14 protein-coding genes and 8 pseudogenes are annotated in these 25361 nt (G+C 50.4%); 5 read left to right on the plus strand and 17 right to left on the minus strand.

The features are described 5' to 3' along the window. Positions 1 to 51: 51 nt before the first annotated feature. Complete coding sequence (locus tag HYG82_RS43570; protein WP_235218043.1) at positions 52 to 828, minus strand: SDR family NAD(P)-dependent oxidoreductase; 777 nt, start codon at positions 826 to 828, stop codon at positions 52 to 54. A 144-nt stretch (positions 829 to 972) separates the two neighbouring features. Between HYG82_RS43570 and HYG82_RS43575 the strand changes: the two genes are divergently transcribed. Next, the gene (locus HYG82_RS43575) at positions 973 to 2199 is read left to right on the plus strand and encodes an acyl-CoA dehydrogenase family protein (protein ID WP_235218044.1); all 1227 of its coding nucleotides are present in this window, start codon (positions 973 to 975) and stop codon (positions 2197 to 2199) included. Positions 2200 to 2394: 195 nt separating this feature from the next. Here HYG82_RS43575 and HYG82_RS43580 read toward each other — a convergent pair whose 3' ends face one another. After that, positions 2395 to 3570, minus strand: coding sequence for a thiolase family protein (locus HYG82_RS43580; protein WP_235218045.1), 1176 nt, complete (start codon positions 3568 to 3570; stop codon positions 2395 to 2397). 216 nt (positions 3571 to 3786) lie between these two features. On the opposite strand from HYG82_RS43580, the gene HYG82_RS43585 reads away from it, so the two are divergent. Then, positions 3787 to 4659: a 3-hydroxyacyl-CoA dehydrogenase family protein gene (locus tag HYG82_RS43585; protein ID WP_235218237.1), complete on the plus strand. Its 873-nt coding sequence runs from the start codon at positions 3787 to 3789 to the stop codon at positions 4657 to 4659. Positions 4660 to 4765: 106 nt separating this feature from the next. Here the strand turns inward: HYG82_RS43585 and HYG82_RS43590 are convergent, their stop codons facing one another. From HYG82_RS43590 to HYG82_RS43605, 3 genes and pseudogenes are all read right to left on the minus strand, one after another. Next, the gene (locus tag HYG82_RS43590; RefSeq protein WP_235218046.1) at positions 4766 to 5932 is read right to left on the minus strand and encodes a CaiB/BaiF CoA transferase family protein; all 1167 of its coding nucleotides are present in this window, start codon (positions 5930 to 5932) and stop codon (positions 4766 to 4768) included. 722 nt (positions 5933 to 6654) lie between these two features. Next, positions 6655 to 7038, minus strand: a pseudogene (locus tag HYG82_RS43600) (ISH3 family transposase); the annotation flags it as partial. A gap of 110 nt (positions 7039 to 7148) precedes the next feature. After that, positions 7149 to 7632: pseudogene (locus HYG82_RS43605) on the minus strand (ISH3 family transposase); the annotation flags it as partial. Positions 7633 to 8264: 632 nt separating this feature from the next. Between HYG82_RS43605 and HYG82_RS43610 the strand changes: the two are divergent. Then, positions 8265 to 9965, plus strand: a complete 1701-nt coding sequence (locus tag HYG82_RS43610; protein ID WP_235218047.1) for an acyl-CoA mutase large subunit family protein — start codon at positions 8265 to 8267, stop codon at positions 9963 to 9965. Positions 9966 to 10495: 530 nt separating this feature from the next. Then, complete coding sequence (locus HYG82_RS43615; protein WP_425495443.1) at positions 10496 to 10876, plus strand: cobalamin B12-binding domain-containing protein; 381 nt, start codon at positions 10496 to 10498, stop codon at positions 10874 to 10876. A 508-nt stretch (positions 10877 to 11384) separates the two neighbouring features. Here the strand turns inward: HYG82_RS43615 and HYG82_RS43620 are convergent. The 9 genes and pseudogenes from HYG82_RS43620 to HYG82_RS43660 form a co-directional block, all read right to left on the minus strand. Further along, positions 11385 to 12905, minus strand: coding sequence for an ATP-binding cassette domain-containing protein (locus HYG82_RS43620; protein WP_235218049.1), 1521 nt, complete (start codon positions 12903 to 12905; stop codon positions 11385 to 11387). After that, positions 12902 to 13876, minus strand: a complete 975-nt coding sequence (locus tag HYG82_RS43625; protein ID WP_235218050.1) for a branched-chain amino acid ABC transporter permease — start codon at positions 13874 to 13876, stop codon at positions 12902 to 12904. Before HYG82_RS43625 ends, HYG82_RS43620 begins: the two co-directional genes overlap by 4 nt. Before the next feature lie 80 nt (positions 13877 to 13956). Further along, positions 13957 to 14844 carry a branched-chain amino acid ABC transporter permease gene (locus tag HYG82_RS43630; RefSeq protein WP_284145049.1) on the minus strand — a complete coding sequence of 296 codons (888 nt, stop codon included), beginning with the start codon at positions 14842 to 14844 and terminating at the stop codon, positions 13957 to 13959. A 529-nt stretch (positions 14845 to 15373) separates the two neighbouring features. Next, a pseudogene (locus HYG82_RS43635) lies at positions 15374 to 16046 on the minus strand (IS1595 family transposase); the annotation flags it as partial. A gap of 175 nt (positions 16047 to 16221) precedes the next feature. Then, positions 16222 to 17390: pseudogene (locus HYG82_RS43640) on the minus strand (ISH3 family transposase). A 45-nt stretch (positions 17391 to 17435) separates the two neighbouring features. Continuing rightward, positions 17436 to 17594 (minus strand): annotated as a pseudogene (locus HYG82_RS43645) (transposase); the annotation flags it as partial. A 231-nt stretch (positions 17595 to 17825) separates the two neighbouring features. Then, positions 17826 to 19040 carry an acyl-CoA dehydrogenase family protein gene (locus HYG82_RS43650; RefSeq protein ID WP_235218051.1) on the minus strand — a complete coding sequence of 405 codons (1215 nt, stop codon included), beginning with the start codon at positions 19038 to 19040 and terminating at the stop codon, positions 17826 to 17828. A gap of 178 nt (positions 19041 to 19218) precedes the next feature. Further along, positions 19219 to 19812, minus strand: a pseudogene (locus HYG82_RS43655) (transposase); the annotation flags it as partial. 162 nt (positions 19813 to 19974) lie between these two features. Beyond that, positions 19975 to 21155 (minus strand): annotated as a pseudogene (locus tag HYG82_RS43660) (ISH3 family transposase). A 233-nt stretch (positions 21156 to 21388) separates the two neighbouring features. Here HYG82_RS43660 and HYG82_RS43665 point away from each other — a divergent pair. Then, positions 21389 to 21574: pseudogene (locus tag HYG82_RS43665) on the plus strand (IS6 family transposase); the annotation flags it as partial. Positions 21575 to 21730: 156 nt separating this feature from the next. On the opposite strand, the gene HYG82_RS43670 reads toward HYG82_RS43665, so the two are convergent. The 3 genes from HYG82_RS43670 to HYG82_RS43680 all read right to left on the minus strand — a co-directional run bounded on the left by HYG82_RS43670 (position 21731) and on the right by HYG82_RS43680 (position 25318). Beyond that, the gene (locus HYG82_RS43670; RefSeq protein WP_235218052.1) at positions 21731 to 22330 is read right to left on the minus strand and encodes an NADPH-dependent FMN reductase; all 600 of its coding nucleotides are present in this window, start codon (positions 22328 to 22330) and stop codon (positions 21731 to 21733) included. Beyond that, positions 22330 to 23637: an LLM class flavin-dependent oxidoreductase gene (locus HYG82_RS43675; RefSeq protein ID WP_235218053.1), complete on the minus strand. Its 1308-nt coding sequence runs from the start codon at positions 23635 to 23637 to the stop codon at positions 22330 to 22332. Before HYG82_RS43675 ends, HYG82_RS43670 begins: the two co-directional genes overlap by 1 nt. Before the next feature lie 544 nt (positions 23638 to 24181). Continuing rightward, positions 24182 to 25318 (minus strand): acyl-CoA dehydrogenase family protein, encoded by a 1137-nt coding sequence (locus tag HYG82_RS43680; RefSeq protein ID WP_235218054.1) that lies wholly within the window; start codon positions 25316 to 25318, stop codon positions 24182 to 24184. Between the last annotated feature and the right edge of the window lie 43 nt (positions 25319 to 25361).

Here is a 25361-nt window from a genome sequence, read left to right on the forward strand (position 1 = left end):
GATCGCTTCGAGGACATCGATTAGTTTGATTAGGGCAGATGCGTCCGTCAGCTACGGCGTTCCAATTCCGTCGATTTGAGGGACTCCCCGGACGGGGATCGTCTCGCCAATCACGTAGGAAGCCGCCGGACTGGCTAGGAACTGAACGACATCGGCGATCTCGTCGGTCGTTCCAATGCGGCGATCGACTGAGTCCCGATCAATCGACGTGGCGCTGATGTCGAGTTGTTCTTCGATACCGGGCGTAGCGACGACTCCTGGCGCAATCGCGTTGACCCGCACATCGTCGCCCGCCCACTCGTGGGCGAGCGTCGCGGTGAGATTTATGACGCCGGCTTTCGCTGCACCGTAGTGGCTGAGCGCCGGCGCCCCTCGCAGACCTGCGTTGCTCGCGATATTGACGATAACACCGCCGTCGCCGTCCCGCATCACTTCACCCGCAGACTGCAAGCAATTGAATGTCCCGTGCAGGTTGATGTCCACGATCGTCTTCCAGGCGTTCTCACTCAACTTTTCGAACTCGGAAGCGAAGCTCCCACCCGCGTTGTTGACGAGAATGTCAAAGCTATCGAACTCCTCAATGGTTGCTCGGACGAGGGCATCGACTGACTCCCGGTCAGTGACGTCGCACTCGACTGGGTGCGTATCACCGGTCCCATTCTCGGCTATCGACGCTGCGACCTCGTCAACGTCTGCCTGTGATCGAGAACAGAGAACGACATCCGCACCATCCTTGACGAACCGCTCCGCGATCGTCTGACCGATACCCCGTGATGCACCAGTTACAACGGCGACTCGATCGCTGACACTATATGTGGTTTTTGTCACGATTTGATCCTCGGTTTCTGGAGAGATTTCACATCGATCTCGTCCGCACTCTACTCGCTGCTGGAGTCGTATTATTGTTTCGCAGGTGAGCAGACTTTCCGACTGAGTAACAATGTTTTTCATGCTGCTCAACTGTGTGAGAGTATGGCGAAGTCAGCCGAAAACCAACAGAGTGGAATCAACTTCTCACTCGACGAGGAGACACGTTTGATAATCGACAATCTCGAAAAGTTTATCGATCAGGAGGTCGAGCCAATTCAGTCCGAGTTGGGAGAAACGTACTCTAATCCTCGACTCCGGTACGAGGACGACGGCCTATTCGTCCCAGAACTCCTGGACGCCATCGAGACGGTCCGACACAAGAGCGCGGAGGCCGGTTTCTATGCCATGAATCTTCCGTCAGATATCGGTGGCGGCGACGTGTCCAACGTCGGGTGGTACGCCGCGAAGAAGAAGGTAGCCACGTCAGAGGTTCCGCTCGCTCGCTACGTCCTCGCCGGTCCCGAGGGGCCAAAGCCGCTATTGTTGGAAGCCGAAGGCGACCAGATCGAGCGGTTCTTAAAGCCGACCATGCAGGCGGAGAAATCCACCGCATTCGCACAAACTGAACCTGGGACCGGCTCGGATTCGCCGAACATGGAAACAACCGCCGAACGTGATGGTGACGAGTGGGTTATCAATGGAACTAAACAATGGATAACCAACGGGCCGTACGCGGATTTCATGCAGGTCTTCGCCCGGACGGCACCTCAGGAGAAAGCAGGACGGTACGGCGGCATCACATGTTTTCTCGTCGAGTCCGACGAGTACGAGATTGGTTCCATCAACAACGCTGTCGGCCAGATCGGGTATCAATCCGAAGTTCACTTCAACGACGTCCGGGTGCCCGCTAATCGGGTTCTCGGGACCCTTGACGACGCCTTCTACACCGCGATGGACTTCCTCTCTTTGGGTCGACTCGAGCTAGGTGCAGAGTCAGTCGGCCACTCGCAGTTCCTCCTCGACCGTGCCACGGACTACGCGTCCGATCGACAGGCATTCGGTAATCGGATCGGCTCGTACCAAGGGGTTGCTCATAAGATTGCCCGTGGCCGAGCGAAAACCTATGCCGCCGATACGACCGGATTGCGTCTCGCCTCGGCGATGGACCGAGACGATCGCACCGTCGAGGAGTCCTCGATCTTCAAGTGGCTTGCAACGAATGCGTTCTGGGAGATAGCCGACGACGTCGTCCAGATCCACGGCGGCAACGGCCTGTCAGAGGAGAACCCGTTCATGCACCGTCTCAAGTACGCGCGTGTGCTCCGTATCGTCGAGGGAACTGACGAAATTCAACTTAATACGATCGCCAAGCAGTATGGATTGCTGTAACGGCCGGCGCGACAATGTCCGAATGGGTTGAATGGTTCGACCTAGCGACGCCCGCGGTGTCGCAGTAACCGATGATGAAACATCTATGGTGCACGTGACATCTGTGGTACCAATACTCGTTCGATAAGGGCAGCGTGGAAAGGTTGGGATTGGTTCGTTCGGTTACGTCAACACAGGGAGTTAGCGTCCAGAACCTCAGATACGCTCAATGATCGTCGCAATCCCCTGCCCGAAGCCAATACACATAGTGCACAAAGCATAGTCCTGGCCGGTACGCTGGAGTTCGTGGGCAAGTTTCGTAAGCAGCATCGCCCCAGTTGCGCCGAGGGGGTGGCCGTGTGCAATGGCGCCGCCGTTGACGTTGACCTTCTCCCAAGAGGCGCCAGTCTCCTCGAGCCAGGCTCCGATCACTGAGGCGAACGCTTCGTTAACTTCAAAAAGATCTATATCATCAACGGACATGTCTGTTTTCTCCAGAACCTGCTCAGTCGCCGGGATCGGCCCCTTGAGCATTGTTACTGGATCGACCCCGACTACCTCTGTCGCTACGATTCGCGCCATCGGTTCCCAGCTATGCTCGTTGGCCGCCTTTCGGCTGGCGAGCAACAGCGCGGACGATCCATCGACGATACCCGAGGAATTGCCTGCGTGGTGCACGCCGTCGCCTTCGTCCCGAAACGAGAGCGGCAGTTCCGAGAGGCTATCAAGGTCCGTCCCCGGCCGCGGGTGTTCGTCCTGTTCCACCACGACCCGTTCGCCATCGAGTTCCGTCTCGACGGGAATGAGCTGATCATCATACCGGCCGTCATCCCAGGCGTTTTTCCAGCGCTGCTGGGAATCGACCGCAATCTTATCAACCTGCTCGCGCGAGATGCCATATTCCTCGGCAATGCGTTCAGCTCCTTCTCCTTGATCGACGATCTCGTCGAAGTGTTCTAAGTAGGTGTCCGTGACCGCGTGACGGTCAAGGATACCCTCTTGGGAGTTGCCGTCTGATCCCATCGGAACACGAGTCATATGTTCGATGCCGCCGGCGATTAGGACGTCGTGCTGGTCAGCCATGATGTTCGCCGCCGCGAAGTTTGCTGCCTGCTGGCCGGACCCGCACATACGGTTAAGCTGGACGCCAGGGACTATGTCGCCCAACCCGGCCACCATCGGTGCAAGTCTAGCGATATTGAGCCCCTGTTCACCGATCGGCGTCACACAGCCGTAGATGACGTCTTCGATCGTCCCATGAATTAATTCGTTTCGGTCGCGAAGAGCTTCGATCGGTTTCGCCGCTAAATCTTGTGGGTGCGTGTCCGCGAACGATCCATCATACTTTCCGAACGGCGTACGGACGGCATCAACTATGACTGCCTCAGACATACATCTGGGATATTGGCCAACCTACTTAGAGTTTCCGCCGCCGAACAATATCGCCGCGACGTTCGCTCCCTGATCTCATCTACACTTATCTCGAACGTAGCAAGTCCTCGGACAACAAATCCGAAAAGTCGGTGGTGCAAAGCCCAGGACCGGGCAAGGTCATGCCAAAGTATATTATCTTCGGTTGAAAATCATACCAACTGTATGATCGACAAAATGACCGTCGGCGTCCTTGGAGTCGGCTCTATGGGACACGGAATAGCACAGGTAAGCGCAATGGCGGGACACGAGGTTACCGTCCGAGACATCGACGAAGGCCTCATACAAGAGGGACTCGAGGCGATTGAGGCGAACCTAGAGGGGGGCATTGAGCACGGAAAAATTGGAACGAAAGAGCGGGATGCCACGCTTGAACGACTTTCGGGGACTACCTCGATAGAGGCAGCGGTCGCGGATGCAGACCTCGTGATCGAGGCTATCCCCGAACGGATGGACCTCAAGAAGGAGACGTTTGAGACCGTCGATGATCACGCACCAGCGGATGCCGTTCTCGCAACTAACACATCCTCGCTTTCGGTAACTGAGATCGCGAGCACGCTTGACGAACCGGGTCGCATGATTGGACTCCATTTCTTTAAACCTCCCCACATTATGCCGCTCATTGAGGTCGTCCTCGCCGAACAGACGTACGACGAGACGCTCTCGGTCGGTGAGGCGTACGCCGAGTCGACCGGCAAGACCGCCGTCACTGTCGAGGATTTCCCTGGCTTTGCGTCATCGCGACTGGGAGCGATGCTTAGTATCGAAGCGCTCCGCATGCTTCAGGAAGGCGTCGCAAGCGCAGAGGACATCGATACTGCGATGCGACTTGGCTACAACCACACAATGGGCCCCATCGAGACGGTTGATCACACTGGAATTGACGTCAACCTGGATGTGATGGAATACCTGCGCGAAGAACTCGGGGAGCGTTACAAGCCGCCCCAGATCCTAAAACGAAAGGCAAGGGCGGGAAAACTCGGCAAGAAGACAGGCGAAGGGTTCTACGTCTGGGAGGACGGGGAAATCGTGACGGAGAGCGATCACTAGTCCGTTCGTCATAGTGACCCGGACAACTTCCCGACCGTAGTCGCGTCGTCAGCGCGTCGCCGACGTTCTCTGGCAGGATACGGTGGTCGAATGTCTCATCAACGGGTTACACCACATCCTGTCTTCGCAACTCCTCGAACTCTGTTTGGTCGATACCCGCTTCTTCGAGAACTTCCTCCGTGTGTTCGCCCATCTCAGGAACTGATTCGTCGGTCTGCTGGAGCCCATGGCGTACCTTGGCCGGGTATCCGATACGTGGTATCAATCCGTTGGCATCGCGTACGATCCCCCTACTTCGAACATGGTCGTCGGTCACAGCTTCGCTTATTGTCTGTACCGGAGCGAACATGACCTCCTTCTGGGCGAGTCGAGATTTCCATTCTTCGAGGGTCTTCGATCGGAACGTCTCCGCGAGTCGCTCGCGCACGGCCACTCGCGTCGCCTCGTCCTCCGCTCGATGTCTTTCGATCAGTTCTTCCTGGCCGAGTTCCTCGCAGAGCGTCCGCCAAAATTTTGGCTCGAGTGCACCAATCGAGAGATATCTGCCATCAGCTGTCTCATACACGTCGTAGCAGGGGAATTTTCCTGTCAGTTCGGTGCGCCCAGGGCGGGGTTGATCTCCGTTCAGCGCGAGCGGCGCGACGGCGTGCGAAAATGACAGTAGTGTGTCAGTAATGGACAAATCGATGTAGTTACTATCGCCCTTATTCAACTCTCGGCTCAAGAGAGCGCTGACCATGCTGAGCGCCGTGAATGTTCCACCGGCTATGTCACCGATTAGGAAACCGGGAATCTCGGGTTTTGAACCTTCACTGTCCCGAGTCATGTCAATCAACCCCGCCATGCTTGCGTAGTTTAGATCGTGACCGACGCGGTCCCGGTAGTTCCCGTCCTGTCCGTATCCGGACAGTGAACAGTAGACAATGTCTGGATTGTGGATACGGACGGATTCATAGTCGACGCCGAGGCGGGCGGCGACGCCAGGGCGGAACTGTTCAATCACGGCATCCGCGTCTGCGACGATCTTGTAGAAGGCCTCAAGACCGCCCTCATCTTTGAGATTGATAGTTACACTTTTCTTGCCACGGTTGATGGCAGAGAAGACGGCGCCCACGTCGTCGGCCACCTTCGGTTCTATGAATCGCGCATAATCGCCCAAATCCGGATCTTCGATCTTGATCACTTCTGCTCCCATGTCCGAAAGCAACTGGGTCGCATACGGTCCTGGAAGGAGCCGAGTCAAATCAACGACACGAATGCTATCGAGTTGCACGGTAACATATCTATATACGACACCTTAAATATAACTTAAAATATATTTTACTCACTGCGATCGGATCGATTCCATTGGATTACATTGACCTGGGCTTGGTCAGACCATTGAATTCGACTCTCATCGACCGAGAATATGGCCTGTCCGAAGCCGACGGTTGAGTATCCGCCTGAGCATACCTCGTCTGATCGCAGTCGGTCATGAGCGTGATCCCGTCAGCCGGAGAAATCCACGGGCGCATCACCCTGCAAGACGACCTCACTGCCCTCCCTAGCGATCGAAAACGCAACGTCGACTAACGGGAATTTGACGCCTACAACGACTCCCGTGACGGTGAGGATATCTCCAGGCCAAACACGAGCAGTGAACCGATTCCGAAATTGGGTTACCGTCTCGATGCCGAACCAGTTCGAGAGTACCGTCGAAGCATAGCAGGCGGTGATCATCCCCTGTCCGAAGATGTTCCGGTTTCCTAGTCGGCGCGCGTAGTCCTGGTCGTAAAGGATCAGATTGAAATCGCCGCTCGCCCGGGTGCACCGGACGAAATCGGTCGATGATATTCCCTCGGTTAGTAGCGTCGGTCCTGAGTCACCTTCCTCAACGGCCGCGGGATCTGGGCGGCTATCGCATTCCCCATCTGGCCACGTGATGGATGCGAACGAGGATGGTCGGCTTAGTTCGGGATTCTCGATCGCATTCCCATGGCCCGCCGTATCTGCCGCGCCGTCGCGTTTGCTGTAGTGGTATCGAACGTCGCGTGGTGTCTCGATGAACGGCGCGTCAGCGGCGTAGCCGTGACGCGCCACGCCGTGCTCGTCATATCGTCCTCGCTGGTAGACACAGTCGATGAACACAGGGAATGTTACCCGCTCAGCGAGTTCGTGTTCGATCACGCGACTCCAGCCTTTGCTGAGTTCGTCTTGAATCGCCTCATCCCACCGGATGATCGGGACAACGTAGGCGTAGTTGTGGGCCTGTAGCAGCGTGAGACACTTGCTGTCGTAGAATCCGCGATCAAGGTAGACGGCCTTGACACCGAGGTCAAGGCCGTCGAGAACACCGAGGAACTCAGCAAGGACGCTGCTGGCGGTGTCGCCGTCTCGGAGTGGTTTGCGTCACTTCTGAATCTTGGCAACGTTGGAACGCTATTCGAATCCGGCAACTCGAGCGAACGCGTCCGAAACGAGTATTCAAACCAAACCCCGATCACCCGAAGACGGCGACACCGCCAGCGTGTACCGTTTGTTCGTTACGCGTGCGTAGAGTCTGGCGTAAGCGTGGAACGCGGTGGTTCCGCGCTTCGCCTCGGAGTGGTAGAGGCCGTCTGTGTCGTCTTCGTCACCGTAGTAGGGTCGCAGGTGGAGGTCTGTGCAGACCTCCACCTGCTCAGGGAGCAGTTCGCCAATATGTCGCCGTAGGAGCGTGTTAGCGACTCGTTCGAGCCGGAACGGCTCGAAATTCGTCAGCAGGTGGTAGAGGGTCGTGTTCGCCGATGGCGAGTCTTCACTGGAGTTGCATAGCGTCGAGATCGAGGTCCCGTCGGCGGTTGCGCCGACGAGGACCTCGTAGATGTCCTCTACATCGATTTCAGCGTTATTGGTGAGGTTCAGAGAAACTTTCTCGTCAACCGACTTGACGAGGAAGTTAAGGAACTGGTCTTCGTGGATTTCACTGTCTGCTTGCTGCTGGTGCTTGGACACATCTTCAGCAAGCAGACGTTCTAACTAACCGGCTTTGTGAGGTACTGAGACTGGTCGTTCGAACTCAAATTCCTACTCACCATGAATTTCGAAGCGACGGTCGAACCGAGGTCGAACCCGCATGGTCCGTGGTCCGAAAACCGGTACTAAGGGAAGAGGCCAGCGCGCGTGAACGTAAGTGGAGCGGGGGTTTCATCACCACATTGGCGGTCGACTGCGACCGCGCCCATGTAAACTGAACTCGTGTCGCCGATGACTCGCGCGAACTCAGCGACTTTCTCTGATCCAACCGTGAAATCGCGCACAGTCTCGACGGGTCTGCCGATTAGATCCCCGAGTCGACTAGTGTCTTCTTGGCTCATTAGCATATACTCAAGTTAGTCGAACGACTAGACCGCGGCAGCCGACTGCCACTGCTCAAGACTACAGATCTATGTTTCATACCTGTCAAAAAACAAGCGATGGTATTAAACATTGAAATGACGGTAGCCGACGTCTCTTTCTCCATCCTTCCGTGTGAAACGCCATCGGTGTGACAGGATTAGTGCCGGACAAGCAGTGACTGACGGTGGACCACTCGGCTCTAGATGCTGATAACAACATTTTAGAATCTGCCACACATATTCAAAGTAATGTTCGACGACCACGAGCTCGATGCTATTCAGGAGCAACGGGACCGGTGGGAAGAGGAGTCACTAGATTCGGTTCTCGAATCCCACGGCGAACGGAAGGGCCGCTTCGCGACAGTCTCAAATCACATGGTTGACCGCCTCTACACACCCGCTGATGTAGCCGACATCGACTTTGAGGAGGAGATCGGTTTTCCCGGCGAACCGCCGTACACGCGCGGCCCGTATCCAACCATGTACCGGGGACGGACGTGGACAATGCGCCAGTTTGCGGGGTTCGGAACCGCCGAAGAGACCAACGAGCGGTTCCACTACCTCATAGATAAGGGTCAGACTGGCCTCTCGACTGCCTTCGACATGCCTTCGCTGATGGGGCTCGACTCTGATGATCCAATGAGCGAAGGCGAGGTCGGCAAGGAAGGCGTCGCTGTCGACACGCTTCGGGATATGGAGATCCTCTTCGATGGAATCGAAATCGACAAGGTATCTACGTCGTTTACGATCAACCCGTCGGCACCAGTCATCTACGCGATGTATATCGCCTTGGCCGAGCAGCAAGGCGTCCCACGCGAGGAGATACGCGGTACACTTCAGAACGATATGCTCAAGGAATTCATCGCTCAGCGGGAGTGGGTTATTCCGCCGGATCCTTCGTTGGACGTCGTAACTGACACAATCGAGTTTGCCACTGAGGAGACACCAAAGTTTCATCCTGTCTCCATATCAGGCTATCACATCCGGGAGGCTGGTTCGACAGCCGTCCAAGAGGCAGCATTCACGCTCGCCGATGGCTTCGCTTACGTTGAGGACTGTCTCGACCGAGGACTCGACGTTGACGAGTTCGCGCCGCTACTCTCTTTTTTTTTCAACTGTCACAACTCTATTTTCGAGGAAATCTCCAAATTCCGCGCGTCGCGTCGCATCTATGGCCGTGTAATGGAAGACTGGTACGGTGCCCAGAACCCCGAATCAAAGCGTCTTAAGTTTCATACCCAGACTGCGGGACAGTCTCTCACTGCCCAGCAGCCTTTGAACAACATCGCCCGAGTGACGATTCAGGCATTGGCTGCCGTCTTCGGCGGCACCCAATCGCTGCACACGAACAGCTTCGACGAAGCTCTAGCTCTTCCGAGCGAGAAGGCCGTCCGTGTCGCCTTACGCACCCAGCAGATCATTTCTGAGGAGTCGGGTGCGGCTGACATCGTCGATCCGATGGGAGGTAGCTTCGCAATTGAGAAGATCACCAATGAACTCGAGAAGGAAATCATGGCCTACATCGAAGAAATCAGGGAAATGGGCGAAGGATCGGTTCGTGACGGTGTCCTCGAGGGCATCGAACAGGGCTACTTCCACCGAGAGATAGGAGAGGCGAGCTATGAGTACCAACAGCGGGTTGAAAGCGGCGAGGAAGTCGTTGTCGGTGTCAACGAGCACACGATCGAGGAGGACACTTCCCCGGAGATCCTCGAAGTCGACGAAACAACACGCGACCGCCAGCTAACGCGGCTCAAGGAGGTGAAAGATGAGCGCGACGACGGGGAAGTCGACGCTACGCTCGCGGCTCTATCGGAAGCAATTGATCGCAAAGAGAACGTGATGCCGTTCATCATCGACGCAGTGAAAGCGTACGCGTCGATGGGCGAAATTATGCAGGTGTTTGAGGACCACTACGGTGCCTACCAGGAGAACATCACACCCATCTGATCGGCGTCGAATCGTGGGAGACGTCAAATTATACCGTTTTGGAAGGCCTGGTCGATTCGCATCCCATTAGAGAATGTTCAAACAACCAATCGCTGTCCTATTTGAGCGGCACCTCCTCAATATGGGCTTCATGAAGCTGGAATTTTCGCAATTCAAATCACAAGTATGAATGACAGCCCCAAAACAATCGAGTATTTGATCCAGTTGCCGTAGTACCAATAGTCAAAACGGTCTTGAATGGTCTTCATACATCGGTTTCAGGAAGAACGGCCTCTATAAATCTTCTGACACGGTCTGGATCCTGACAATACCATCGACTTTCACTTCACGAACCGGTTATGGAGGCATCACATAGATCAAATATATTGGTCACCTCTATTTCGGTAGCCGACCTATTATGAAATACATTCGATTCTAATGTAAATTTATCAACTTTACGCATGCACATTCCGATTTCCGATAGGATTATACGGAACTGCGTAAAAGATATCTATGTGAGTACTGAGAGCAAGCAGCAAAGTATCCGATGTATGGTAGCGAAAGTAGGACTGGACGGTCACGACCGCGGTGCACACGTCATTGCGCGTGCGTTCCGCGACGCCGGCTTTGAGGTCATATACTCCGGATTGCACAAGTCGCCCGACGAAATCGTTCAGGCAGCGGTCCAGGAGGATGTTGACGTGCTCGGCATCTCAATTCTCTCCGGGGCCCACGACACGCTGGTCCCGAAGATTATGAACGGACTCGACAAGTACAGTGCCAGAGACGACACGCTCGTTCTCGTGGGTGGGGTCATTCCTGAGGAGGACTGCAATGAACTCGAAGAGGAAGGCGTCGCAGCGATCTTCGGCCCTGGCACTTCGATAGACGAGACTATAAATTTCATCAAGGAGCAGGCACCAGAACGATAAGCTCGTATCACAATTCGCTACCCGAAGAGATACTGGCAGACAAACTTTGCGTGCTCGCTTATGTCATTTCGAAGATCGAAAACCCGTCGCAGGGCCGCCATGACATCGTTTCGGAAATCCTGTTGAGAAGAGCGTCGTCGAATTACCACTAACGGGTATCGAGTAACGCTACAGGCTGAAATCCCGTCTAATACAACTTAATGGCTTTGGGCTCAGGTCACACAACGTCGCTGTAGATACTCATGACCGTTTTGCCATAGGATGCGTCTGATACTTTTTACTTAGCAAGAGCATGTCGTACAATGGTTCTCAACAGGGATTATTCACGGCATCAATCTTGGACAAAACCTATGACTGGCTAAACTACAGGCTCTTACGCAAAATGAGAGCTATATAATCGTCAGGTAAAGGGAGTGAGACGTATTCTATGACATGCTGTAGCAATTCTGCACTGTCACGGTCTCGTTGTACTATTGCTAATAATGCGAGATACAATTGGAGAATTAATTTATTTCTTTCCTGCTTTGGCTACTGTAAGATGCTTTTGGATCAATTCCTCACTATTGTCAAGTTCATATGGGGTACCTGTCCAAACAATCTGTCCTTTGTCTACTAGAGCAATGCGGTCGGCTAACGAGAACGCGAGTTCAGAATTCTGCTCTGTGAGTATCAATGTGATATCTGTCTCTTCAATGAGTCGCGAAAGATTCTTTTGAAGTTTGTTCACAATAACTGGTGCAAGTCCTTCACTGGGCTCATCAAGTAATAACAGATCCGGATCTGTTCCTAAGGTACGCGCAATCGATAACATCTGTTGTTCTCCCCCACTCAAATTTTTCCCATCATTATATTTTCGTTCTTCAAGTCGTGGGAAGATATCGTAAAGCCTCTTAATCGACCAATTTGAGTCCGGTTCTATAGCAACTTCTATATTTTCTTCGACAGTTAGATTTGGGAAAATACGTCTCTCTTGTGGGACATAACCTATACCAGTTCTCGCAATCTTATGTGTGGGCATTCCTGAAATTTCGTTACCGTTGAACACAACACTACCAGACCTGGGAGAAACAACGCCGATAATGCTTCGAAGTATCGTTGTTTTCCCTGCTCCATTTCGGCCGAGTAGCGCGATAACTTCACCCTCGTTTATCGACATCGACACATTATGAAGAATATGACTCTCATCATAAAATGAATTGACATCATCTAATGATAGTATAGGCTGCTTACTATTGAATTTACTCTCGTTTTTACTATCTGAACGGATCTCATCAAAGTTTTCGGTTCCAAGATACGCTTTCTCGACATCATCATTTTGTTGAATAGACTTTGGAGAACCATCTGCAATTATCGCACCCTCGTTCAACACGATGACCCGCGATGCAATGGAGAACACAACATCCATATCATGTTCAATAATTAAAAATGACTTATTAGTCTGTTCGTTAACTGATTCTAATAGGTCTACAAATTCTTCAGTCTCATCTGGGTTAAGACCAGCAGTTGGTTCGTCAAGGAGAACGAAGTCAGGATCAGTTCCTAATGATAAGGCGATCTCAACACGTCGTTGATCGCCATAGGCTAGTTTGTTACAACTTATATTTTCTACCCTTTGGAGATCTAGTAATTCAAGTATTTCATCGACTTCTTTGGATATTTCTACGTTGGTACCGACAGGCGAATAAAAATTGAACCTGTTCCGTGTTCTTGCAGTGATTGACGCCCTAATGTTTTGACGTACCGTAAGATCATCAAATAAATTGTTTAGTTGGAAGGACCTACCAATTCCCTGTTTCACACGTGCAGCGACACCTTCGTTCGTGATATCTTTACCTTTGTAGGCAATAGTCCCACTTGTTGGGTGTAATTTACCAGTTATGAGATTAAATAGTGTTGTCTTCCCTGCACCGTTGGGCCCGATGAGAGCAGTAACACCCTCATCATCACAGTTGATGGTTACGTCATCAATTGCAACTATTCCTCCAAACTGCTTCGATACGTTTTCAAGTTCGATTATTTTGTCAGTCATTGTTGATCACCACTGAATAATTTTTTGAATTGGGTGTATCTATTCCCTATTTGCTCTTTTAATAATAGTTGAAGATCATAATCGCTTCTATTTTCCCAAACGCCAAGAATTCCGTTAGGGAAGAATAGTACAATGAAGGCTAATATGATTCCAACACTGATCTGCCAGTAGTCAGTGAATCGGATAAGTATCTCTTCGATTCCAACGTAGACTATGGTGCCAATCACAGGTCCTAAGAAACTATAAGCACCTCCGATTAGGGTGACGAGAAGCGGATCAGCTGCCGTAGTCCAACTTAACAGCGATGGTGACACGACGTAATTACGCAAGGCGGCTAATGATCCAGCAAGACCCGCAAAAGCACCGCTTATGACGAACGCGGTCCATTGGTAGAACTTAGCCGACAACCCGATGAAATTCAATCTCTCCGGGTTTTCTCGTACCGCAGTTATTAGTTCTCCATACGGCGAGTTGACGATCCTCCATGCGAATAATAGTGATAACACAACTATTACTAAGACCAAATAGTAGAACATTTTGGTGTCCGCAGAACTAAAGGAATAAACACCCAAGTCAATTGTTTGCGATGGCACAATTAGGCCGTTATCACCTCCAGTAATATTAGATAATGTGTTGGCGAGTTCGTAGAACAACATAGTCAATGCTAGTGTTAGCATCGCGAAGTAAATACCTCCTCGCTGTACGATTACAACACCAGCAATTGCCGCAGTTAGTGTCGCGACAAACACACCAATGAGAATTGCAGGTATAACTGAATGCGTTGTCGGAATAAGTCCATAACTGTTAGTTATTGAGAGTCCGAACGCATATGCGGCAATGCCATAAAACGCGCTATGGCCAAATGATAGTAATCCTGTGTATCCGAATAGAATATTCAACCCCATCCCGAATAATACCAAAATCATTGAATCTATTACTAACCCGAGGAAACGGGTATCGAATCCCAGCATTGGTAACAGAGCCAATAGTACAATCGTCCCTAAAACGATGGTATTTTGTCTGGAACGAAGTATTGAACGAGGTATCTCCATCACTCTTCTACCCCCATTAGTCCACCAGGTCTAATTAATATCACTACTGACATGATCAAAAAGGGAAGCACACTCTGTAACTCGGGCATAACCACAAAAGTAATCGAATTCAAAAATCCAATGAGAAGTGATCCAATGATGGCGCCAGTGAACGATCCAAGTCCTCCGATCACAACGACAATGAAAGCGTCAATGATAATTTCTTCACCCATAGTTGGATGAATCGTTGAGTATGGTGCTGAGAGCGCACCACCAAGCCCAGCGAGTACGCTCCCTAGTACAAATATACTAGTATATATCAGAGGTATATTCACTCCGAGTGCGGCCGCCATTTCCCGATCTTGAGCGGCAGCTCGGATGGATTTACCGTACTGGGTGTACCGGAATAATGCAGTTAAGATGCATGCTATTATGACTCCGATTCCAACTAAGAATAGGTTATACACTGGTACGACGACATCTAGAACATTGATTTGGAATTGGAGGAGTGAAGGCATTGTGACTGATTTAAACTCACTACCAAAAACTATATTGATAAAATTATCAAACACAATTACTAATGAGAAAGTCAATAATAATTGCATTATGTGGTCCTCATCGTATATTCTTTTAATTATGCCTCGTTCTACAATACCACCAATTATACCAACGACAACGCCAGAGATGATTAAGGCTATCCAAAAGCCACCATACTGAATTAAGGTAATTTCACTTGACATCATTAAGTATGCCGTGTACGCTCCAAACATATAGAAAGATCCGTGCGCAATATTAATAACATTTAATACTCCAAAAATAAGAGTTAGACCAGCAGAAATTAAAAATAACATCATACCATTAGTAAGACCGTTGATGAGCACTCGTAATATTTCAGTACTAACAGACATATATCCCACCACTCAAACTGTAGCAAATCAAATCTTTTGCCATTGTCATCCTTTGTTGTTTAGGCGAAAATTGAATGGTATGTTTGCTATGGTCACACATCATTCTCAATATGGGATCGTTCATGATAGTACATATATCTTCTCATGTCCGCATTCACATTGATCTTTAATACCAAAACATTAGTTATTAATTTCACCGGAAATGGCGGCATGGTTATGGGACAATGATAGCACAACTCCATATATTCTATAATTGTATCACTGCAATTTATAACAGAAATGTAACTGTAAATTTAGGCAGATACAGTCGATGCATACAGAAAACCGGACGGTCCACATGAGACCGTCGAGGACAACGTGGACGCCGGCAAATTCAAGTCCATAAACTGTGTTCTTCTCGATTCAAGGTGAGGTCTATAGTAAGTGTGCGTACAAGTAAAGGGGATAGGTATTCTGCGGCGAATTCGGTTGGTGTGAAGAGGATCGGACTATAAGGAACGCTCTTGTGGCGTAGATTGTTGGTGAGTCGTAATACAGTCCCCGAGGTGGTTTCCAACGCCTCTTTCCCTGGTTTTGTAGATGAGACGGCGAAGTTGGAACGCTCGGAGATATGGCGTGTATTTGTCTTTGAAGATATCTCAGTGGGGCGAGAGCCGGGATCGCACCAGCGATCTGTGGCTCTCGCAGGTATTGACATGAGTATCTCATTGACGTATTCATCATCACCGTGGACGACGTATGGACGGTCGAATGTGTCTTCCTCCTCGAGCGGTTCACAATTTCGAAAGCATCGGTATAGATAGTTGGCAACTCCCCTTTACGGTCAGCAAGCAGGAGTCTTTTGTCGATTAGTCGATGGTTTTCGACGGTAGCACTTATCGATCGCTGGTGCCGCGATCAGCCAGAATGAACACGGGTGGCCTGCCTCCTCGTACGATCCTTCTCCCGCGTGAACAGGCCATGTGAGTTCGATAAGGCGTCTCGCTCGCGTTTTTTGAGACCTGCTTTCACGTACAGTCCGTCGATATCGACCGGACTTTTAGTTATGGCCGGCGCATCCAGCGCTCGCAGAAAGCGCTGAACGCGCCGGTACACCGACTTGTAGGACACATCAATTTCAACGTCTGGCTGGCGAAGACTGGTGATGAGCGGGTGGAGGTGTAGATGGCGAGATACCACTTGCTGAGTTTGACGGCTGAGTGTCAGTACCTCACAAAACATCGCCAGTTAGCCTGACCTGAGTCGCCTGTTCTGTCGTCATGTGTCGTCGATAGCGGTTGAACAACGCTAATCGAAGACGGAGCTGTCGCTGTCGGCGGCAGTCAGCCGCCGACGCGGCAACGTAGCCACTCATAAGGTGGCGTCCCCGGTCAGTGACTACCGATGGAATCGGTCGTCAGGTGGCCGGTTTGCGGGGACGGCCCGAGGCACCGCAAGGGCCGTCCACGCAGCCCGGCGAATCATGTTGACGAACTCCTTGTATGGCCACCACCAGAGGCGACGCCCGCCTCGGCGGGGCGTCGCCACGTATTCGTAGTGCAGATACCGCCAAACGTTCTGTAGCAGCAGACTCACTACGACGTACAGCAGTCTGATCGTCGCGTCACGCGTCGTTGTCGTCGCTATCGCTTGCTCGGACAAGCGATAGCTCGACTCGATACCGAAGCGTTTGCTGTAGTGGTATCGAGCGTCGCGTGGTGTCTCGATGAACGGCGCGTCAGCGGCGTAGCCGTGACGCGCCATGCCGTGCTCGTCATATCGTCCTCGCTGGTAGACACAGTCGATGTAGACGGGAAACTCGACGGTCCATCTGTGGCCGTCGAGTTCCCTGTCAGGTCGTGTTGAATGATGCGACTCCACCCTTCCGAGAGTTCCTGTTTAATCGCTTCATCCCACCGGATGATCGGAGCAACGTAGGCGTAGTTGTGGGCCTGTAGCAGCGTGAGACACTTGCTGTCGTAGAATCCGCGATCAAGGTAGACGGCCTTGACCTCGGTGTCAAGGCCGTTGAGAACACCGAGGGACTCAGCAAGGACGCTGCTGGCGGTGTCGCCGTCTTCGAGACGGCGCAACGCCAGCGTGTAGCGTTTATTCTTCACACGCACGTAGAGTGTGGCGTAGGCGTGGAACGAAGTGGTTCCACGCTTCGCTTCCGAGTGGTAGAGAGCGTCTGTGTTGTCTTCGTCACCGTAGAAGGGCCGCAGGTGGAGGTATGCGCAGACTTCCACCTGCTCGGGGAGCAATTCGACGATGTCTCGTCGAAGAAGCGTGTTAGCGACTCGTTCGAGCCGGAACGGCTCAAATTTCACCCGAAGGTGGTAGAAGTTCGTGTTCGCCGATGGCGAGTCTTCACTGGGGTTGCATAGCGTCGAGATCGAGGTCCCGTCGGCGGTTGCGCCGACGAGGACCTCGTAGATGTCCTCTGCATCGATTTCAGCGTTATTGGTGAGGTTCAGAGAAACTTTCTCGTCAATCGACTTGACGAGGAAGTTAAGGAGTTGGTCTTCGTGGATTTCACTGTCTGCTTGCTGCTGGTGCTTGGACACATCTTCAGCAAGCAGACGTTCTAACTAACCGGCTTTGTGAGGTACTGAGTGTTCGAAAACATTGCCTGTCTGGTCGTTGAATGTTCGGTCGTAATTCTTACAGCGGAATCGCTGGAACACTCGAAAGCTGCCGTACCGAATCACCGATACGCCCCGGCAACGCGGGCAATAGGTGCCGTCATGCCAGTGAATGTATGCCAGCAGATTCGCGGTCCGACGCTTCGAGACGAATGTCTAGATTGGAAACATCGTTCGTCGGGTGGCGCGTCCGCGCCATCCTTGCCTGCTGGGACTTCTGGCTACTGTTGTGTCCTGTCCTACAATATCTTACAGAAGAGTGCGTCTATATATTCAAAACGAGTCAGAGAATTATCCCAACACTACTGCTAAATATATAACAATTATTGCTAACAAAAGCACTTGTTTATAAGAAGGCTAACGCGTACTCATTGTCGGACTCTCGAGGCCAAGTACATCACGAGCAACTTTTGTTTTCTGTTTATCTATAATATCGTGAAGGACGAGGGTACGTCCGTCTCGCCAAAACCTATCTGAATTATACATTTTGCTTGTCGACCGCGCACCTGTGATCTGGAACAGTCTACTTGAAATATCAACAACAACTTCTGATGCAAACACTTTCGATCTGTAAACAGCTGTTCCGGCAGTCTTCATCTCTTTTTCTGATTCAGCTGCGTCAAGTTGTCGAGCAGCTTCACGAACTAACTCACGAGCAGCGTTCACTTGAATGTCCATATCACCGATACGAAGTTGAACATGGGGATCTTCCGAAAGACTATCAAGGTCAGATGGAGGTTTTGCCTCTTCATCCAACCATCGCTTCGTGAAGCGAAGTGCACCATCGGCGATGCCAACGAAATGTGCAGCGAAATCAAGTTGAAAGCCGAATCCTCCAATCCCCGATTCGATTAGTGCACCTGGTTCACCAATTACGTTGTCATCAGGGATTCGGACACTATTAAATTCGACCCTCCCGGAAGCCGTCGCTCGTTGTCCCATTCCGTCCCATGAGTCATGGATGGCAATTCCATCAGCATCGTCAGGAACAATTGCAACCCGCAAATCGGACATATCTGTTGCATCTTCTTCCATCGCAAACACCAAGTGATAGTCAGCATACAAGGAGTTGGTCGCAAAAAATTTTTCTCCATCAATGATCCATTCATCACCGTTACGTTCCACAATGGTGTCGTATTTTATACGATCTCCTTCCTCTGTGTCAAATTCTTGATCAGGTTCACTTCCATAATAGGAAAATATAGTGTTTCGTTCAATTATTTCATTAGCAAATCTTTCTATCTGTTTTTCATCCCCTAGAAGGCTAATTGTTCCCAGTGCCGACAGGTGGGTATTAAGGCACTGAGCTGTATTTGAACATGCTGAGGCTATTCGTTCGAGAATTTCGACTTTCTCTTTCCTTCCATTTCCACCGAATCCTATGTCATATCCGCCACAATTTTCGGGAGCCGAAAGAATTAACATATCATTCTGACCAAGCAACTCAAAGTTCTCTGATGGGATTGTTGCTTCCTTGTCTACCGCTGGTGCCCGTTCTCGTAGTGTTTGTGCACAGTGACTAATTTTACGATCTAGTTCACTATTAAGAACTGAATTTCTATTCTGCAGCATTGCGAATATCCTAGATATTGATGTTTAAATAGATTTGGGATATTTCCAATGCCACATATCCTACCTATTCAAATGGCCTGAGTTAGCAAGCGTATTTGTGATATAACAATTACATTACAATTGTAAAGTCTATAAATAATATTTATTTAGCTATGTTTAGACGTTTATAAAATTTAACTCATAGCTTGAGTTTCTCACGCTCAGGACCGTCTCCTCGCTCGTAATTGGTGGTTGCAATTACGATCCCGATACTCAGAGCAATGACCACTTCTGTTTTCGCGTGAGCGCGGCCTCGCGCACATTCGCGCCCGTGGCCGCATTCTTGCAAGCACCGTTGGTTCGCTCAACTCCTGTACGCCGGTCGTATGTCTCGTCGAAGATGTACTGCTCTAATTGCGCGTCTTTTCCATGATCCTCAACACGGTCTCCGACCTTGTACTCGATGTCTTTCTGGTTGTTAGTGTTGCACGGATTGTATTGGGCGACTGGCACGACCCCTACAACCAGCAGGAGGTCGTGCCAGTCAAGAATGTCGTAGGCGCTGTCTCCAAGTACCCAGATTGGATTTTTAACGGCGAGCGCGTCACGCGTGACGCGCGTCGCCGTCCCTGGGGTCGAGTGTTTGGCCTGTGTGAACCTACGGCCATCGGGATCTTTGCGCCGGTTGAGGCGATCGTACAGCCGAATCCGTAGTAAAGTTCTTTGTTGTTGAATCGTAGTACCATTAGGCAGCGTCATTGTATTGAATCGCTTCGATGTGGGTCGAATAGATTCAGCACCTCACAAAGCGTCCCTAACTAACAGCCGCTGAAGCGTGAATTACCGACCAACCAGAACTGGATCTGTACTATCCGTATCGTAGCTCGAAATCAAGAGAAGGGAAGTCGTCGCAGTCGGCGGGTTCGCTAATCGGGAGGCCGCACTCGGTCACCAGTTACCGGTGGAAGCGGTCATCAGGTGGCCGATTTGCGGGGACGGACCGACGCGCCGTGAGGGCCGTCCACACTGCCAGAGTCACCATGTCGATGACTCTTCGAACGGCCACCACCAGAGGCGACGCCTGCCACGGCGTGGCGTTGGCACGTACTCCCATTGCAAGTACCGCCAGACGTTTTGCAGCAACAGGCTCAACCAGACAAACAACAATCGTCTCGCAGGATCTTGCGTCGTCGAGATCAATGTTGATTCTGAGAGGCGCTAGCTCGCTTTGATTCCGAGGCATTTGCTGTAGTGGGATCGTGCCTGTCGAGGTTCGTCGATGAACGGCGCGTCAGCGGCGTAGCCGTGACGCGCCACACCGTGTTCGTCGTAGCGTCCGTTCTGGTAGGTACAGTCGATGTAGACTGGAAATTTGACGGTCCAGCTGTGACCGTCGAGTGTAGCCGTCAGATCGTGCTGGATGACGCGATTCCACCCTTCCGGAGAGTTCCTGCTTGATCGTCTTTCCCCAGCGGACGATCGGCATCACGGACGCGTGGTTGTGCGCCTGTAGCAACGTGAGACACTTGCTGTTGTAGAATTCACGGTCGAGATAGACCGCCTTGACACTAAGGTCAAGGCCGTCGAGCACACCGAAAAACTCCGCGAGGACGCTGCTAGCAGTGTCGCCATCTTCGAGACAGCGCACTGTCAGCGTGAATCGCTTGTTCGGTACACGCGCGTAGAGTGTCGCGTAGGCGTGGAAGGCAGTCATTCCACGATTTGCCTCTGAGTGATAAAGACCGTCTGTCTCGTCCTCGTCACCGTAGTAGGGCCGCAGGTGGAGGTCTGCGCAGACCTCCACCTGCTTGGGGAATACGTCGAGACCGTCCTTCTGGAGCAGTGTGTTGCCGATCTGTTCGACCGATTTCAGGTCGAACTTCTCACGAAGGTGGACTTCTCACGAAGGTGGTACAGAACCGTGTTGTGGTGCGGTGAGTCTTCGCTCTTCTCGCAAAGGGCTGAGACCGAAGTCCCGTCGGCGCATGCGCCGACGAGGACCTCGTGAATGTCATCAGATGTCGTGTCGGCGGTCGGAGCGAAGTCAGGTTCAGCTTCCTCGTCAATCGTGTTGACGAGGAAGTTAAGAACCTGGTCCTCGTGGATTAAACTGTCTGCTTGCAGGGTGTTAGACACACCTTGCGTAAGCAAACATCCTTCCCAGTTACTTACTATTTAGCGGACGCTCTCACGACAGTTCGGCATCGACAGGTTGCTTTGTGAAGTACTGAGTATACGCTACACCTGAGTCTGTACTCTCCCAACTGGTCGAGTACGTCTTCGTCTGTTTCGTACTCCGTAGACCAGTTCGTGATTCTGAGGGGGTACTGCCTTCCTCGTGGCTTCTCGCTTGCTAGTCTTGTCAAGTCGAAATGGGACAGGTCGAAAAGTGGTTTCAGACTGCCTTAATGAGAATCGACCGCTTTCACTCGTTCTAACGGGGGAGTCCAGCCAGCACAAGACGCTAGCTCAGTCGCCTCAGACACCATTACAATTACGATCGGCCGATTCAAGCGCTCAAAGGCCGAACGCCAACTGAGGAGGTGTTGAACTAGACAGTGCCCTTTAGCTGTATGTTTGGTCGGTCTTGAGTAATACTCTAAACTGCGATTAATTACTCTTGGAGTCTATTATAAGATCCAAACATCACTTATTTGATTCAATGAAATATAATTCTATATGAATAAATACACTATATTGGTGCGATTATATTATATTTGGGGTCCAAAACTTGTAAGTGTCTCACTTAATTCAACAGCATTAGCAAGTTCGACGGTCGCACGGCCAAGGGCTTCTAGCCTCGACTCGATATTGTCATCAATAATGGTTGTGTTTTCAAAGTGATTGTCATAAGCATATACGCTCGATCCGACCGTATGAGCCCCAAAAAAAGCCATTATCGGTCGTAGCTCCTGATCGATAGATAAGTAATGGTGTTCTGTTGCTCCTGTAGCTATCAAGCCGACCGCGCTATTTTCTAGTGGCGCAATATCAGCCTGCCACTTTCCACGAGGAATCATGTCAAAAATATTTTTCAACTCTCCAGAATATGCGGCTCGATAAACAGGCGTGCCGATGATATATGCATCGCTTTCGGCAATTGCTTCAAGTACTGAAGCTGTGTCTCCTTCGTATTTATCTAAGGTTCGCCCATCAGCAGTGACAATGTCGTACTCTGCCAAGTGAATAAGTCGAGTTTCCACGTCGAAAACGTCGGCAGCTTCGTTAAGGGACGTCTCTACAGCAGATTTCGTTTTCGATGGTGAAATTGCACTTCCAGCAATACCGAGAATAGTATCTACTTCTATCATTAATCTAAATCGAGATGGGCCCGGAGTGTATTTCCATCATATTCAGTTCGAAACCGACTTCGTTCTTGAAGAATTGGAATGACTTTCTCAACAAAATCAAACGTTGTTCCGGGTCGGAAAACCTGAGCAAAAAGGAACCCATCGAGTCCACCTTCATCCACATATAACTCTAATTTATCAGCTATTTGCTCAGGAGTCCCTACCAATCGTGGAATGAAGACACCAAACCCAAATTTAGTAGCAGCTTCACGGAGGGAATCTGTTTCTTCCGCAACTACATCAAGCGCTCCACGTACACCTCCAACTTCTATGTCTTTAATATGCATATCCGGATCGTGACCAGAGAAATCATGGTCTGCTTGTCCAGAAATTGCCGTAAGGCCAGCCTCATACGAAACCAATTCTTTGACTTGTTTTTCAATTTCTTTAGCTTCCTTCTCAGTCTCGCCAATTATCGGGAGAATTCCACCAAGTTTTTTGATATCACTGGATTTCCTTCCGTAAGACTTGGCTCGCTCGTTAATATCATCAACAAACTCCCGAGTCGCTTCGACAGACCTGTTGATAGTAAACAAAGCCTCGGCATGTTTAGCTGCGAATTCTCGCCCTCGATCCGACTGCCCGGCCTGAAGAAATACTGGTCGTCCTTGCGGAGACGGTGTCACTGGGAGGATGCCTGGGACATCGAAGTATTTCCCTTTGTGATTTATTTTGTTCACCTTGTTTGGGTCGGCGAATTGACCAGATTCGTAATCCTGTGTTACAGCGTCGTCATCCCAGCTAGTCCACAATTTGTTGACGACTTCCATGTATTCATCTGCTATTTCGTATCGTTCGTCGTGTTCGACCATTTCATCGAGACCCAGATTTTCGGCTTCTTTATCATGGAACGACGTCACGATATTCCAGCCAATTCGTCCTTCGGTCAGATGGTCCAGTGTAGCGAATTTTCTTGCTAGGTTATATGGCTGGTAAAATGTTGTGGACATTGTTACCGCGAGACCAAGATTTTCTGTCGCTTCAGACATAATCGGGATTGTATGAACAGGGTCGTGTTTTGGGAACTGAATGCCATGTTTTATTGTCGGGTCAATTGATCCCTCGTATTGTTCATAAGCTGCGAATCCATCAGCGAGAAATATACCATCTAACTTTCCTTGTTCAGCGATTTGAGCGAGCTCACGCCAATATTGAGGTCCAGTCGGATCAGCAGTCCGATTGTTTCGATGCCGCCACGCACCCATAACGTGGTGGGGCAGAGGATTATTTGCTTCGAACGAGAAAATGTGCATTGTATTCTCTGTCATATGTCCCTTTTTAGATAGGACACATGATATATTAAATGTGTCGATTATGTCTTGCCTTTTGAAACTATAGTCCCAGTCTAATAAGTTCTCATCCATCGATTCGGGATAGAGTTTGCATATATTGATACGTAGGTAACAAGTGGTGAACTGCCAATTGATCAACCATTTGGTTGTATCGTGATTGGCCTGCCACATAGCGTCCTCTGTTCAAAGTTTCGACACGTGGTAGATCCGTCAGATTAGACAATAGCGTATCGAACTGGTCACGTTTGTGACCGTGGAGTGTCTTATTGGTCTCGTCGAAGCAAATGGATGTCAATGCAACAGCGATCGTTGACACAGAAACTCAAATACGTTGCTCTATCGCCGATTGAGGCCAACTTCAGACTCTTGGCAAGGAAGATTCCGACACATTATCCTTGAAATCGACACCGACCGACGGTATTGGATCGTTCAGATGGTTCGCGCAGATATACTGAGACTTTGCCAAACAACACGCTGACGATCTGAACGCACCTTCCCCAGTAAGATTGATTGGCTTATCTCACCAATGCGAAGGAAGACCGTTTTCTTTGACAACAGATGCAATATTATTTCGAATAATTTCATCTGTCCCAGCTCCGAAGCGCCGCCCCCGCGCTAGCCGATAGAGATATTCGAGGGGATGCTCCTTCATATACCCATTCGCGCCGTGTAACTGAAGTGATTCATCAACGACATGGAGTACAGTTTCAGTAGAATGGAGTTTTGCTATCGCTGTTTCAAGACGATCAGGGACTCGACCTTGATCTAAAGCGGTTTGAGCTGCACTATAGGTTAGCATTCGTGATGCTTCAATTCGTTTAGCCATATCTGCGATTTTCCACTCATTACCCTGGAAATCACCAATAGCTTGATCAAATTGTTGTCTATTTTGCGCATAGTCCAAGGCCATATTAAATGCGCTCATCGCCCATGCGTTTGATTTCATTGCAGCACCAAGACGCTCCCAATTCAAGGATTTAAGCTGTTGTTTGAATGCGTTACGATCACGAGTAAGAACATTCTCTTCGGGAACCACAATATCTTCCATAACGAATTGGGCCTGTTTATGACCGGCCATGTTAGTGTAATTTCCAGATATCTTGAGATTTGGCTCATCTAAATCCACAACTATTGATCCTAATCCCTCAGGAAACTTTACCCACACAACAGCTGCACTAGAATAGTCCACGGCACTAACCCATGTCTTCTCGCCATTGAGGATTAACTCACCATTTTCCTCTCTAACAGTTGTGTTCATCGATTGAACGTCTGACCCAGCTTCCGGCTCGGAAATAGCGACTGCTATTGAATCATTCCCTTCTACGATTGGCGGTATGTACTTCTTCTTTGCTGCTTCACTACCAAACATTTCAATCGCACGAGGCCCAATAAGATGATTTGCATGATAAAAATTCGCAGTATCAGGACATATTTTACCCAGAATCTCAACGATAAGCATCACCTCAAACTCGGACATTCCTCCGCCACCCCACTTTTCTTCGAAATTGATACCCATGTAACCGTGGTCTGCTAGTAACTCGATATTCTCCCACGGTATCTCACTACCCCAGGTATACGCTTTATCTCGGAACTCTTCATTGGCTAATTGTTCAACAGAATCCAAGATCATCTGCTGGTCATTTGTAAGTGATAGCATCAATTGGCTATCTCTCTGTCTACACATATATGTTGGTGTCTTT

The sequence above is a fragment of the Natrinema halophilum genome (assembly GCF_013402815.2).
Taxonomy (GTDB): Archaea; Halobacteriota; Halobacteria; order Halobacteriales; family Natrialbaceae; genus Natrinema; species Natrinema halophilum.